Genomic DNA, 13,499 nt, shown 5'->3' on the forward strand with positions numbered 1-13,499 from the left:
CATTTGCCATAGCAGGTGACTGCCCTGTTGGCAAGTGCGATGATCTTAGCATCACGCCACAGCGTGAAGTCCAACAGCGATCCGTAACCTTCCGGCGCCTGACGGAGATTCAACAAAGGTTCGCTTCGGGGCCATTGGCTCCCGGCAGCGCCGCCCGGAGCAAGAGGTTGCGCGTGTTCCTGACGGTCCGCTAGCACATCGGACCAGGTCGTAGCGAACGCAATGTGGCGCGAATCCGCAGGGCGGGTCAGCGGTGGGGGGCGTCGTGGACGTAAGTGATCTCGTCGCCGCGGACCCTGACGACCCGTACGGTCGTCTCGCGGTCGGTGCCCCGGAGGTAGTGGGCCGTGCACTGCGTCCACGAGCCCTTGACCGCGCGGAGGTCGCGCGCGCACTCAACCGACCGCGGTCCGCGCGGAATCAGCGGAAGCGACAGATGGTCCGAGATCGACCGGGCGACCTCGCGGCGCGGCACGGCATCGGTCCTGCCGTCCACCTCGCTGGTCGCGTTCCGGTCCCGCAGCCAGAGATTGCCGGCCACCAGGCTTCCCGCCAGCACGGTGGCCGCGGTCAACACCAGCCCGACGATGCGCAGATACCTCACCGCACTCCTTCACCGGTATCGCGAGAGTTCCCTCGTATCGCGAGTGCTCCGGCCGGAACTCCGGCCGGTCAGGGGACAATTGTGGCTGATGCCCCGACTTCGCCAACAGCAGGCCGAAGTCGGGGCATCCGGCCCACGACGGCCTGCTCCGGGCGGGGCGTCACACGGACGGCACCGGCCCCAGCATCTGTTCGCTGATCCAGTGCAGCGACTCGGGCATCCGCTGGATATAGGTATGGCCGCTGTGCACGCCGTCCGGTATTTCGTAGAGCGTGGAGTGGATCGGCCCCCGGGCCCCGCCGGTGTAGCCGCTGATGAAGCGCTTCACGTCGGGCACCGCGTCCTCCTTGCTGCCGAGCTCGAAGGCCAGATAGACCTGCGGCCCGCCCCGTGCGGTCAGCTGCCGCGCCAGATGCCGCGGGTCGTTGGCCAGCATCTCCGCCGGGTGCCCCTTCCACAGCGGCGAATCCGGCGCCGTGTCGGGGCCGTTGACGATCGCCGCCTTGAACTTCCGGGGCTCCTTGAGCACCGCCTTCAGCGCGGCGAACCCGCCGGACGACGACCCCATGAAGGCCCATCCGTCCCGGCTCGCATACGTACGGAAGTTGGCCCGCGCGAAATCCGGCACGTCCTCGGTCAGCCACGTCCCCATCTTCGGCTGCCCCGGGATGTCGCTGCCGTCGTAGTACGTCTTGCGCGGGTTGAGCACCGGCATCACCAGGATGAACGGCAGCGTCTTGCCCTCCTGCGACCACTCCGCGATCCGCTCCTCCAGCGCGAACGTGGCCTCCGCCCAGTAGTTGGACGGATAGCCCCAGGCACCGGGCAGCGCGATCAGCACCGGGAAGGCGCTCTTGGCGTACTTCGGCTGACCGTACTGGGGCGGCAACCAGGCCCAGACGTCCCCGGTGTAACCGGACTTGCGGCCGTGCCACTTGGTCCGGATGACGCGGCTGCCGTCGTCCCCCGTCGTACGGAAGGTGGAGAACGCCGAGCGGGGGCCGAGGGGCGGCACGATGCGGGGCCGGCCGTTGAGGGCGTCCGCCGCGTGCGCCCGCAGCTGCGGCACGTTCGACGCGTCGACGACATCCCCCTTCGGTCCGCCACAACCGGCCAGCAGGCCCAGGGCCGCCACGCTCACCGCAGCTCGGACGCGCAGGGACTTCATCGGGACGCTCTCCTCAGGCGCTCGGGGCCGGCCGGGGCACTCCACGCTGCCACCGCGAAACCGGTCGAAAGACACCACCTTAAGATCGGCCCGAACCCTGCCGAACAGCACCCCCGTCCTTCGTGACCTGGGGTTTACCGTTCCGTGTCGCCAAGAAGACGTACGGGCACGTCAAACGGGCCGAACACGTTTCCCCCTATCGGTGAACCCCATCCGCTGTTTACCGGGCGGTCGGTTCTGGCATCGTGGGCAGTTCCAGGGAAGTGCGCGGCACTGTGCCGTGGTTGGGGATGACCGATGACCGCGTGGGCCGATCACGGGCCGCTGCCCGACGTCGTGGGACGGGCAGTCGAGCACGAGCAGGTAGCCGGACTGCTGGACGGCGCCGGGCCGATCACGCTCACCGGGCCGGCGGGGGTCGGCAAGAGCGTCCTGGCCAGGGCCGTCCTGGAGGAGCACATCGGGTGGCACGACGGCACGGTGCTCCGGGTCGGCTGCTGGGACGGACTCACCGCGGAGCAGCTGACCGCCGCGCTGGTCGCGGCGGCCGGCCTGACCGGCCACCGCACCCCCGAGTCGCTGGCCGCGCACTGCCGCGCACACCGCGCCCTGGTCCTGCTCGACGACTGCGATCCGCTGCTCGACGCCTGCGCGCGGCTGGTACGGCTGCTGCAACGGGCCGATCCGGAACTCCGGATCATGGCCACCGCCCGCCGCCCGCTGGGCCTGTCCGGGGAGCGGGTCGTCGCGCTCGCGCCGCTCCCGGTGACCTTCGGCGAGGGGATCGCCGGGCCGGCCGTGGAACTGCTGGCGGCGCACACCGGCCCCGCCGCACCGGAGCTGCTGGTCTCCGTCTGCCGGGCGCTGGAGGGCTCGCCCCTGGCGATCGGCCTGGCCGCGCGGCAGCTGGACCGGATGTCCCTCGCCCGGCTCGCGCGGCAACTGGACGCGCACGGTCCGCTGCACTGCTCGGGGCCCGCGCCCACCCGCCGCCACACCTCGCTGCACGCCGCCCACGCCGCCGGTTACGCCCTCTGCTCCCCCCTCGACCAGCAGGTGTGGGCGCGCCTCTCCGTCCTTCCCGGGGACTTCGACCCCTGGCTCGCCGGTTGCGTCTGCACCAGCAGTGACGTTCCTGCAGCCGCCGTCGACGGTGCGCTGGAGCGCCTTCGCACCGCCTCGGTCCTCGAATGCGTACGGGACGCCCAGAGCGCCCGCGACACCGGGGTCACGCTGCCGCCGCGCTACCGGCTGCCGCGCGGCGCCCGGGACTTCGGGAGCACGCGGCTGCGCGCGGCGGGCGAGGAGAACGGGGCGCTGCGCCGCTTCCGGCAGGCGTGCGCGGCGCTCGCGGCCGAGGCCCAGGTCACCTGGCAGGGAACCGGGCAGCAGCTCGCGGTCCGCCTCGTCGAGGACGAACAGCACCATCTCGACGCCGCGTTGACCCGTCCTCCGCTCGACGCCGAGGACGCGCTGAGCGCGCTGGAGATCGCGGTCTCCCTGTGGTTCCGGTGGGCGGCCTGCGGCTTCCGCCACGAGGGACGCGCGCACCTGGACCGGCTGCTGCTGCTCGCGCCGGAGGACACCGCGCTGCGGGCCCGCGCCCTGTGGCTGGCCGGCCACCTCGCGGCGCAGGAGAACGCGCCCGGCGCCGCGGAGCCGCTGCTGGACGAGGCCTGGGCGGCGGCCGTGATGCACGCGGACTCCGACGGCCTGGCCCGTATCGCGCACACCCACGGGGTGCTGGCGCTGTACCGCGAGGACGCCGCGACGGCCGTGGCCTGCCTGGAAGAGGCGGCCCGGCACACGTCCCGGGACCCCTGGTTCGGACCGGGTCCGGCGCACAGCCGGGCACTGCTCGCCATCGCCCTCGCCCCCCACGACGCGGAGCGTGCGACGGAAGCGGCCCACCGCGCCTGGAGATCCCGCCACTCCGACGGCGACTTCTGGCTCTACTCGACCGTCCTCTACGCCCGCGCCCTCATCGCGCGCGACCACGGAGAGCCGGCGGCGGCCCTGCGGGCCTGCCGCAAGGCGCTGGCGGCGAAGAAGCTGATCGGCGACCCGCTGTTCATCGCGGGGGCCCGCACCATGCTGGCCGGCCTGCGCCGCCAGGTGCGCACCGGGACACCGGTACGCGATCCCGGCGCCGAACTCCGCTGGTGGCTGCGGACCGGCCCCGGCACCCGCCCCCGGCCGTTCTCCTCCCGGCTGCGGGCGGAGCCATGAGGAGCGGGGTGCGCCGAGGACCGGCCGCCGGACACCGTACGTGACGCGGCGACTGCGGTCGGGATGCGGGCGGAGCGGGCCCACCGCATCCTGGAGGAATGAAGCGTGCCCCCGTGATCGTGCATCCGCCGTCCACCGGCGGTCGCCGCGTCACGCTCTACGGACAGGACGTGGGACGGGCGTTGCGCCCCGGTGATGTGGCCGCGATCCTGCGCCGGGCCGGTTTCTCCACCGCGCGATTCGTCTGGGACGACGCGGGTGTCATCGAGTGGCGCGAGGGCGGACCGGACATCTGGCAGATGCCCTGACGCCCGGCGGCCGCGCCGGCTCAGTCGACGGTCACCGCGACCGGGGACTCGGCCTCCGCCTCCGCCGCCTCGCGCGCCGCGGCGGCCTTCTTGGCCCGGTGCCTCATCAGCAGGAACGAACCGATGCCGAACAGCGCCGCGGCCACCAGCCCCACGTACGAGAAGCGCTTGAGCCAGGGCTCGGCGACCAGGCCGACGGTGTAGATCAGCGCGGTGGTACCGCCCGCCCAGATCACGCCGCCGAGGACGTTGGCGATCAGGAACTTCCAGTACGGCATCTTCAGCACACCGGCGAGCGGACCCGCGAAGATGCGCAGCAGCGCGATGAACCGGCCGAAGAAGACCGCCCACATACCCCACTTGTCGAACTTCGCCTCGGCCATGGCGACATGGTCGGGACCGAAGTGCTTGGGGAACTTCCGGCCGGCCCAGTCCAGCAGCGGCTTGCCGCCCTTGCGTCCGATCAAGTAGCCGATGGAGTCACCGACGATGGCGCCGACGGACGCGCAGGCGCCGAGCACGAACGGGTTGATGTGGTCCTGGGTCGCGGCCAGGATCGCCGCGCTGACGAGGACGATCTCACCGGGGAGCGGAATGCCCACACTCTCCAGTCCGATGACCACCCCCACCAGGAGGTAGACGCTCAGGGCCGGTACCGTCGCCAGCCATTCCTGGATGTGCAAGGCCGCTTCCTCCGCTGGTGTTGGGCCCCCGTGGGCCGTTGCCCGGTGCCGGTGCCACCGGTCGGTCGTTCCCCCGGCGCGCCGTACCGGCGCGCCCGGGAAGCGTACTCGATCGGTCCGGCCGGACGACGAATCCGATGGGGGACGGGGGTATCCCGTATGGCGCGTGCATCTGTCTGCCGACGCATCTCTTCAGCAAGACGCCGCCACTCCCGGCGGAGGTTCATCGCGCGGGCCACTTATCCCGCGCTGACCTGCCGCGCACTCACTTGTTGGGACGCAGCGTCCACACAATGGTCATCTCGCCGGTGACCGCGTCATCGCTGTCCCGGGTGATCAGCACCTTCACCGGGAACTCCGGGCGCTCCCCGGCGTCCAGCTCGGCGACCACGTCGGCCACCGGGCGGCCCAGCTCCGCGGTGGCCGTCACCGGCCCCATGGCGAGCTTCTTGTAGCCGATCTCGGCCCCCACGGCGAGCGGCACCGCGCGGCCGAGCTGGTTGCCGAAGGCCGTCATCACGATCGCGCCGCTCGCCGACTCGGCGAGGGTGAACATCGCCCCGGCGTGCGGGCCGCCGACGTGGTTGTGGAAGTCGGGCTGGTCGGGCATGCGGACCACCGCACGCTCGGCGGTGGTCTCGGTGAACTCCAGGTTCAGGGTGCGGACCATCGGCACGGATGCCGCCATCATTTCGCCGATCGACGGCAGGGTCTCTGAGGACATGGCGACATGTTACCTATCGGTAGCTTAGCTGTGAAGAGGTCCCCGCGACCCGCTACGGCGTGCACGACCGGCCGGCCGGCGCGGCGGCTCCGGCACTCCGGCGGGGCGGGCTCCGGCCTCCCGTACCCGTCCGAAATTCGCTGCCGCGCGCCACCCCACCCGCCTATCGTGGGCTGCCATGGGGCCGGGGCGACAGCACTTCGAGGACAGGCAGCACCACCGGGGCGGGCAACACCAGGGGCGCGGACGCTCCGCAGACCGGCAGGCGCGGTCTTGTTAAGGGCCCGACCGCCCTGGGCGGGGCGCAACTTCCTGCTGCTCAGCGCCGCCACCGTGGTCGCGGGCCTCGGCAGCAACGGGGCACTGATCGCGACCTCCTTCGCGGTGCTGGGCGCCGGCGGTTCCGCCACCGACGTCGGGCTGGTCTCCGCGGCCCGCATGGTCCCGCTCGTCCTCTTCCTCCTCCTCGGCGGCGCGATCGCCGACCGGCTGCCCCGGCACCGCGTGATGGTCGCCGCGAACAGCGTCAACTGCCTTTCGCAGGGCCTGTTCGCACTGCTCGTCCTGGCCGGCGAGCCCCGGCTGTGGCAGATGGCGCTGCTGGCCGCGGTGGGCGGCACGGGGCAGGCGTTCTTCGCCCCGGCGGCCGAGGGCATGCTGCTCTCCAGCGTCTCCGGGGAGGATTCCGGGCGCGCGTTCGCGGTGTTCCGGATCGGCGTGAACGGCGCCACCATCGGCGGCGCGGCGCTGGGCGGCGCCCTCGTCGCCGCCGTCGGCCCGGGCTGGGTGCTGGCGATCGACTCCGCCGCCTTCGCCGTCGCGGGAGCGCTGCGCTGCTTCCTCGACGTGAGCGGCGTTCCGGCGCGCGCTACCAGTAGGGGCGTACTCCACGATCTGCGTGACGGCTGGCGCGAGGTCGCCGGCCGGCCCTGGCTGTGGGCGATCGTGGTGCAGTTCTGCATCGTCAACGCGGTCGTCATCGCGGTCGAGTCGGTCTACGGTCCGCTCGTCGCCGAGGAACAGCTGGGCGGCGCCGGACCCTGGGGGCTGGCGATCGCCGCGTTCGGCGCGGGCACCGCCGGCGGCGCCCTGCTGATGACCCGCTACCAGCCGCGCCGGATCCTCCTCGTCGGCACCCTGTGCGTCTTCCCGCTCGCCCTGCCGTCCGCGGCCCTCGCCATCCCGCTGCCGACGGCCGGGCTGGCGGCGCTCCTGTTCGGCAGCGGTGTCGCGATCGAGGTCTTCGAGGTGACCTGGATGCTCGCGCTCCACCAGGAGATACCGGAGGAGAAGTTCTCCCGCGTCTCCTCCTACGACTGGCTCGGCTCGCTGGCCATGGTCCCGGTGGCCACCGCGCTGGCCGGCCCCACGCAGGACCTCGTGGGACGGCCGGCCGCCCTCTGGGGGTGCACGGCCCTGGTCGTGCTCCTCACCGCAGCCGTCCTGTGCGTACCGGACGTCCGGCGCCTGACCCGCCGTGCGGCCACCGTCGCGGAGGCGGGCGGCGACGGGGCGGGCGACCGGGACGGAGCGCAGGTCACCCCACGCTGAACGCACCGTCCGGTGGCACCGGTGACGCGACCGCGTCGGCATCCCCCACGGGCGCCGCGTCCGCGATCAGCCGCCGCAGCGCCGTACCGTGCTCGACGCGGGCCGGGAAGGGGTCGCCGGCCGCCCGCCGGGCGAGCGCCGCGACCGGGATCTCCACCGGCGAGGCGACCAGCACCGCGTTGCCGAAGCGCCGGCCGCGCAGCACGGACGGCTCGGCGATCAGCGCGAGATGCGGGAACACCGCGGCGAAGTTGGCGAGTTGGCCCCGCAGGAAGGCGAACGGCGCGCCGTCGGCGAGGTTCGCCGCGTAGCAACCGTGCGGGCGCAGCACCCGTGCGGCGGCGCGCGCGTACTCGACCGAGGTGAGGTGCGCGGGCACCCGCGAGCCGTTGAAGACATCCGCCACGATCACATCGGCGCTGTCCCGCGGCGCCGCCTCCAGCGCCGCCCGGGCGTCGCGCGCGTGCAGCGCGATACCGGAGCCGTCGGGCACCGGCAGCTCGTCCGCCACCAGGGCGAGCAGCCCCCGGTCGGCGTCGACCACGTCCTGCCGGGAGCGCGGGCGGGTCGCGGCCAGGTAGCGGGGCAGGGTCAGTGCTCCGCCGCCGAGGTGCAGGACGTCCAGCGGCGCACCGGGGGCGGCGGCCTCGTCCAGGACGTGTGCGAGCCGGCGCACATACTCGAATTCGAGGTGTGTGGGTGCGTCGAGATCGACGTACGACTGCGGCGCCCCGTCCACCGTCAGCAGCCACGCGCGGGGCCGGTCGACATCCGGCAGCAACTTGGCGGTGCCGTGGTCCACGGCCCGGGTGAGGGGTATGGGCTCGGACCCGGGGCCGGGCCGGTGTGTTGCGTCGTCCACCGGGCCATTGTGCCCGGTGGGTGCGGCCCGGTCGGCGCGAGTGCGCGGAACGGGGCCGGTGCGGCCGATCGTCGTGATCGGCCGCACCGGCCCCGCCGGCCGTGCTCAGTCCTCGACGGTGCGCACCGTGCCCGCGCCGACCGTGCGGCCCCCCTCCCGGATGGCGAAGCCGAGGCCCGGCTCCAGGGGCACCTCGCGGCCCAGTTCGACCGCGGCGGTCACCGACTCGCCGGGGCGGACGACGGCCCGCTCACCGAGGTCGAGGTCGCCGACCACGTCCGCGGTCCGGATGTAGAACTGCGGGCGGTAGCCGGTGGACACCGGCGTACGGCGTCCGCCCTCCTCCGTGGAGAGGAGGAACACCTCGGCGGTGAAGCGGCGCCGCGGAGTGACGCTGCCGGGCGCCGCGATCACGCATCCGCGGCGCACCTGCTCGCGGTGCACCCCGCGCAGCAGCAGCGCGACGTTGTCCCCGGCCTCGGCGGACTCCATCGGCTTGCCGAAGGTCTCCAGCCCGGTGACCGTCGTCTGCAGCGCCTCCCCGCCCAGTACGGCCACCTGCTCGCCGCACCGCACCGTGCCGCGCTCGACGGCTCCGGTGACGACCGTGCCGCGCCCGGTGATGGTCAGCACGTTCTCCACCGGCAGCAGGAACGGCGCGTCCACATACCGCTCGGGCATCGGGACGTAGGTGTCCACGGCGTCCAGCAGCGCGTCGATCGCCGCCGTCCAGTGGGGGTCGCCCTCCAGGGCACGCAGTCCGGAGACCCGTACGACGGGGACGTGCGCGCCGTCGTAGCCGTGCGCGTCGAGCAGCTCGCGCACCTCCAGCTCCACCAGGTCGGCCAGCTCGGGGTCGCCGGCGTCGGCCTTGTTCAGGGCGACGACGATGTGCCGAACGCCCACCTGCTTGGCGAGCAGCACGTGTTCGGCGGTCTGCGGCATGATCCCGTCGAGCGCGGAGACGACGAGGATCGCGCCGTCGAGCTGCGCCGCGCCGGTCACCATGTTCTTGACGAAGTCGGCGTGGCCCGGCATGTCCACGTGGGCGTAGTGCCGGGTGCCGGTCTCGTACTCGACGTGCGAGATGTTGATGGTGATCCCGCGGGCGGCCTCCTCCGGGGCCCGGTCGATCCGGTCGAACGGGACGAACGTGCCGCTCCCCCGGTCGCTGAGGACCTTGGTGATGGCGGCGGTGAGCGTCGTCTTGCCGTGGTCGACATGGCCCATGGTGCCGATGTTCAGATGCGGCTTGGTGCGTACGTATGCCGTCTTGGGCATGGTGTTCTTCCTCGCAACACTGCGGTGAGAACGGCGCGGTGGCGCCGTGGGGACCCCTGAGCCGCTCCGACCCTCCCCTTGCGGGGTCCGCCGGACGATCCGGAGAGGGTCAGATTCGGGCGCCGCCGGCGACGGCTGCCGCGACGGTGGCGGCTGCGGCCACGGCACTCGCCGCGGCCTCGGCAACTGCGGAGAGGAAGACGACGGCAGCCTTCGGCGCGTCCGCGACTGCGGACGACAGCGAGTGGAAGGCGTGCCGGAACATGCGTCATATGGTGCCGGGTTGGGGCCGCCGCGTCGAACGGTTTACCCGGCCGGCGGAAGCGGTTTCGGTGCCATGCCGCCCGGATTACGGCCGGTCGCCACCTTGGTCGGTTACGCTCCCGGGATGCTCGAACCCGCCGCAACGCCCGACGGCCTCACCGCGCGCGGCAGGCGTGTGCTGCTCTCCCCCTGGTCCCGGCTGGTCCTGCTGCTGGTCCTGCTGGCCTGCGCGGCGGTCGCGATGGTGCTGTGGCATCCGCAGCGCCTGCTGGCCGGCGGCTGGCCCGGGCAGCTCTCCGGGCCGACCGCCCTGGTGGTCTTCGCCCTGGCGTACGGCGTCTGCACCACCGCCTTCGTCCCGCGCCCGGTGCTCAACCTCGCCGCGGGTGCCCTCTTCGGGAGCCAGGGCGGGACGGCTACCGCGCTGGCCGGTACGGTGCTGGGCGCCGCGCTGGCCTTCGGGCTGGGCCGGCTGCTGGGCCAGGACGCGCTGCGCCCGTTGCTGCGGGCCCGCTGGCTGACCGCCGCCGACCGGCAGCTCAGCGAGCACGGCTTCCGCTCGATGCTGGCGATCCGCCTCTTCCCCGGGCTGCCGTTCGCGGGCACGAACTACTGCGCCGCGGTCTCCCGGATGCGCTGGTCGTCCTACCTCCTGGCGACGACCCTGGGCAGCATCCCGAACACCGCGGCCTACGCGGTCGCCGGGGCCCGGGCCGCGACGCCCACGTCACCGGCGTTCCTGCTCTCCATGGGCTTCATCGCGGTGAGCGGCCTGGCCGCAGTGGCCGTGGCCTGGTACAAGCGCAAGGCGCTCCGCGGAAGCGGACGGTGACGCCGAGCGTGCGCCCGGGGGCCGTCACGACGCGGACGCCCCCGCGCGGTTCGCTATGTGGGCGGGCGGCACCGCGTCCCCGGCGAGCAGCGGGTCCGGCTCCGGAATTCCCCATTCCGTACGCAGCGGCAGCACCCCGGCCCACAGCCCCAGTTCGGCGTCGGGGCCGTCGCCGTCGTCCGGCGCACCGGTCCTGAGCTTCACGGACGCCTCGTCGAGCGAGAGCGCGAGCAGCGCCGTGGCGGCCAGCTCCCTGCGGTTCGGCCGTCGGGCGTAATCCCACTGGCCGGGCGCGGACTGCTCGGTGAGGCAGCGCAGTCCGGCGAGTTTCTCGTCCTCGTCGGTGACCTGGCGCGGCACCCCGTAGACCATCGCGCTGCGGTAGTTGACCCCGTGCTCGAACACCGAACGAGCCAGGACCAGGCCGTCCACATGGGTCACCGTCACACAGACCGACGCCCCCGGGGACGCCACCAGGCTGCGGCTGCCAACCGAGCCGTGGAAGTACAGCGTGGTGCCGTCCGACCCATAGACGGTGGGCACCACCATCACCGTCCCGTCGACCGTCACCCCGAGATGGCAGACGAACCCGGCCGCCAGTACGGCATCGAGCTCGGCGCGGTCGAGGCTGCCCTGGTCGCGCAGCCGACGGTGCCGGGTGCGCTCGGTTACGGGCAGCGAGGGGCCGGGGACGGAGCGGGGCGCGGTCATGGCGGTCTGCCGTTTCTGGGGGCCGGAGCGGGCTGCGCACGGGATGGGCAGCCCGGAAAGAACACCCCTCAGGCTACTGATTCCACACCATTCAGGCGAGATATATAACTAAATTCGTCGAGAGCTGGCACTACGGCAACTAATTCCTTAAGCACCTCATCGTCCGTCCACAGCCCGACCGCCGCCGGACCGTCGTCCGGGCTAGGAGCTGAGGTGGTACTGCGCCCACGGCTGGTGAGACGGTGCGGACTCCTCACGGGCGGGCGCGATGGTGCCCCACGGGGCGAGCGCGCTGTCCCATTCGGACGAGAGGGCGGCGACATCGGTAACGGACTCGCTTGACGGCATCGCGCCCGAATGCCAGGCGGCGGCCATATGGTGGGCGGTGGGAGCGGAGTTCCAGGAGGCCGACTGCTGGGCGGGGATGGTGAATTCGGCCTCATGGACATCGCCGGGGCCCCGGCGGTGGCGGCCCGCATGGGACTCCACCGCGCCGGGATAGAAGCGCCCCTGCGCCGAGAGCTGCTGCGCGCGGGTGACCAGGCGCGTGAGATCGAGGCCGAATTCGGAGGCCAGCTCCCGCAGGTCCACCCCGGTCTGCCAACTCCCGATCAGTACGGCGTCTATGGCGGGCGACCAGTTCTGGTCCGCCGCGCCGAAGCCGGTATCGCGCGCCGTGGCGGTTTGGCGGGTCGCCGTGGACGCGGCCGCAGCGGAGTAGTCCGCTGACTGATCGGGCGCCGGGGACGGCTCCTCCGGCTCCGGGGGCTGTACGGGAGGGGTGGCGAGCAACTCCTCGGCGACGGCCCGGGCGTCGTCCTTGCCCACCGTGCGCCGGGCGACACGCACTTCCCGTTCGTTCAGACCGAACAACCCGGCCACGGCGCCCGTACTGCCCACCGTCACCGCAAACGCCGCCAAAATCCGCGAGCGGTCGGCCTGCGCCTCGTCAAGTCTGGCCTGTGCCTCACGCACACGTTCGTCACCCAGACAAAACGCCTCTGCCAGCACAGCGTTCCGGTCCCACAATTCTCTCGGATCCATACTCAGACAACGCCCCTTCCGTCGGAGGTGATCCGATCTGTCGCTGCAAAGCACCCCAAAGCACCCATCGAACCACCAAATGACAATCACGTCGCAGCCGAACGGGCCCGGCCGCACGGAAGATGATCTTGCGTGCGGGCTGATTGTCAGTGCCGCGCGCTACCGTCGGGATCAGTCGAACTTCCGTGTCCGCGCAGGGTGTTCAGGGGGACCATGACTCAGTTTCAGGTTCGGGACCAGGCAGGGCACGCGCGCCGCAGGGCGCAAACGGCCCGGCGGGGTCGTTACGGAGCGTCAGGGTGCGGCAGGCCGATCGGGTTGGGGAAGGGGAGGACGTCGGCGGCCAGAACGCGGCGGACGAGGGGCTCCAGCAGTTCCATGAGGCCGTCGGCCCGCGCGGGGGACAGCGAGCGGAGCAGCCGCGCGGCGAGCCGGTCGGTCTCCTCCTCGATGCGGGTGCGCTCGCGCAGCCCGGACGCGGTGGCGCCGCCGTGGGCGTCCAGGAGGCCGCGGATGCGGAGGCGGTCCGCCGCGGCCGCCCACTCCTCCTCGGTCCAGCCGCGGTCCTCCCGGATGGTCTCCTTCGGCACCCGGCCGGAGGCGGCGGTGAGGACCAGGGCCTCGCAGCCGTCGAACTCCCGGTCGGCGAGCACGGAGAGATGCGCATCGCCCCGGAACTCCCGCAGGGTGGTGGTCAGTTGCCACAGTCGCTCCACGGGGTCCGCCTGGCCGCACAGCGCACGGTTGGCGGCGAAGAGGGGGCGCGCGGTGGCCGGTGCGTCGTCGACGAGCCCCTGGAGCGGGGGCAGCAGTGCGGTGGCCGCCCGGTCCAGGCCCGGGTCGATCCGCCGCAGGGCGTGCGCGGCGCGCCGGCCGCGCTCGTCGAGGACGTGCGCCGGGCCCGCGGTGCTCCAGGCGGCGGGAAGCGCGCGGGCGACCATCCCCGGGGCGAAGACTCCGAGGACGGCCGTGGCGGCCGCGGGCTCCACGGCCCCCAAGGGGGCGGTACGGGAGGCGAAGTAGCCCATCCAGAAGCCTTTGAGGCCGAGGGCCTTGCCGAGGGACCGGCAGCCGTCGTCGAAGTAGCAGACGGCATGCAGCGGTTCGGTCATCAGCCAGAGCGCACGGGCCTGCCGGGCCGCGGTCGGCTGCGTGGACTGCTCCATGGACGGCTCCCTCGGCGACGCCCGGCCCCTGTTGGACGGCTCTGACGGCTCACTGCACCGCACGCTAACGCG

Annotated in this window: 14 protein-coding genes; 4 read left to right on the forward strand and 10 right to left on the reverse strand. The window is 72.8% G+C overall.

What is annotated here, in order from left to right; all coding sequences use genetic code 11:
- Positions 1 to 247: 247 nt before the first annotated feature.
- The gene (locus GR130_RS25225; RefSeq protein WP_159506835.1) at positions 248 to 604 is read right to left on the reverse strand and encodes a DUF4333 domain-containing protein; all 357 of its coding nucleotides are present in this window, start codon (positions 602 to 604) and stop codon (positions 248 to 250) included.
- Between the two features lie 160 nt (positions 605 to 764).
- Positions 765 to 1,772 carry an alpha/beta hydrolase gene (locus tag GR130_RS25230; protein WP_159506836.1) on the reverse strand — a complete coding sequence of 336 codons (1,008 nt, stop codon included), beginning with the start codon at positions 1,770 to 1,772 and terminating at the stop codon, positions 765 to 767.
- Between the two features lie 297 nt (positions 1,773 to 2,069).
- Here GR130_RS25230 and GR130_RS25235 point away from each other — a divergent pair, with 297 nt between their 5' ends.
- Positions 2,070 to 4,001 carry an ATP-binding protein gene (locus tag GR130_RS25235; protein WP_159506837.1) on the forward strand — a complete coding sequence of 644 codons (1,932 nt, stop codon included), beginning with the start codon at positions 2,070 to 2,072 and terminating at the stop codon, positions 3,999 to 4,001.
- A 98-nt stretch (positions 4,002 to 4,099) separates the two neighbouring features.
- Positions 4,100 to 4,309, forward strand: coding sequence for a hypothetical protein (locus tag GR130_RS25240; protein ID WP_159506838.1), 210 nt, complete (start codon positions 4,100 to 4,102; stop codon positions 4,307 to 4,309).
- Between the two features lie 20 nt (positions 4,310 to 4,329).
- On the opposite strand, the gene GR130_RS25245 is transcribed toward GR130_RS25240, so the two are convergent.
- Together GR130_RS25245 and GR130_RS25250 are read right to left on the reverse strand one after the other, a co-directional pair.
- Positions 4,330 to 4,992 (reverse strand): DedA family protein, encoded by a 663-nt coding sequence (locus tag GR130_RS25245; protein WP_159506839.1) that lies wholly within the window; start codon positions 4,990 to 4,992, stop codon positions 4,330 to 4,332.
- A 265-nt stretch (positions 4,993 to 5,257) separates the two neighbouring features.
- Positions 5,258 to 5,716 carry a DUF4442 domain-containing protein gene (locus GR130_RS25250; RefSeq protein WP_159506840.1) on the reverse strand — a complete coding sequence of 153 codons (459 nt, stop codon included), beginning with the start codon at positions 5,714 to 5,716 and terminating at the stop codon, positions 5,258 to 5,260.
- A gap of 273 nt (positions 5,717 to 5,989) precedes the next feature.
- Here GR130_RS25250 and GR130_RS25255 point away from each other — a divergent pair, with 273 nt between their 5' ends.
- Positions 5,990 to 7,267: an MFS transporter gene (locus tag GR130_RS25255; RefSeq protein WP_159506841.1), complete on the forward strand. Its 1,278-nt coding sequence runs from the start codon at positions 5,990 to 5,992 to the stop codon at positions 7,265 to 7,267.
- Here the strand turns inward: GR130_RS25255 and GR130_RS25260 are convergent.
- From GR130_RS25260 to GR130_RS39985, 3 genes are all read right to left on the reverse strand, one after another.
- Entirely contained in the window at positions 7,254 to 8,129 is an 876-nt protein-coding gene (locus GR130_RS25260; protein WP_159506842.1) for a spermidine synthase, read from the reverse strand. The genes GR130_RS25255 and GR130_RS25260 overlap by 14 nt on opposite strands.
- Before the next feature lie 105 nt (positions 8,130 to 8,234).
- A complete protein-coding gene (tuf, locus tag GR130_RS25265; RefSeq protein ID WP_159506843.1) occupies positions 8,235 to 9,410 on the reverse strand; it encodes an elongation factor Tu in 1,176 nt (391 codons plus the stop codon).
- 109 nt (positions 9,411 to 9,519) lie between these two features.
- On the reverse strand, positions 9,520 to 9,675 hold the full coding sequence (locus GR130_RS39985) for a hypothetical protein (protein WP_201304990.1): 156 nt from the start codon (positions 9,673 to 9,675) through the stop codon (positions 9,520 to 9,522).
- Positions 9,676 to 9,798: 123 nt separating this feature from the next.
- Between GR130_RS39985 and GR130_RS25270 the strand changes: the two genes are divergently transcribed.
- Positions 9,799 to 10,506, forward strand: a complete 708-nt coding sequence (locus tag GR130_RS25270; protein ID WP_159506844.1) for a TVP38/TMEM64 family protein — start codon at positions 9,799 to 9,801, stop codon at positions 10,504 to 10,506.
- Between the two features lie 24 nt (positions 10,507 to 10,530).
- Here GR130_RS25270 and GR130_RS25275 read toward each other — a convergent pair whose 3' ends face one another.
- The 3 genes from GR130_RS25275 to GR130_RS25285 form a co-directional block, all read right to left on the reverse strand.
- Positions 10,531 to 11,217: a pyridoxamine 5'-phosphate oxidase family protein gene (locus GR130_RS25275; protein ID WP_159506845.1), complete on the reverse strand. Its 687-nt coding sequence runs from the start codon at positions 11,215 to 11,217 to the stop codon at positions 10,531 to 10,533.
- A gap of 201 nt (positions 11,218 to 11,418) precedes the next feature.
- Positions 11,419 to 12,192, reverse strand: coding sequence for a hypothetical protein (locus tag GR130_RS25280; protein ID WP_236573442.1), 774 nt, complete (start codon positions 12,190 to 12,192; stop codon positions 11,419 to 11,421).
- A gap of 353 nt (positions 12,193 to 12,545) precedes the next feature.
- On the reverse strand, positions 12,546 to 13,427 hold the full coding sequence (locus GR130_RS25285) for an SCO6745 family protein (RefSeq protein ID WP_236573444.1): 882 nt from the start codon (positions 13,425 to 13,427) through the stop codon (positions 12,546 to 12,548).
- Between the last annotated feature and the right edge of the window lie 72 nt (positions 13,428 to 13,499).

Origin of the sequence: Streptomyces sp. GS7, assembly GCF_009834125.1 — a bacterium.
GTDB lineage: Bacteria > Actinomycetota > Actinomycetes > Streptomycetales > Streptomycetaceae > Streptomyces.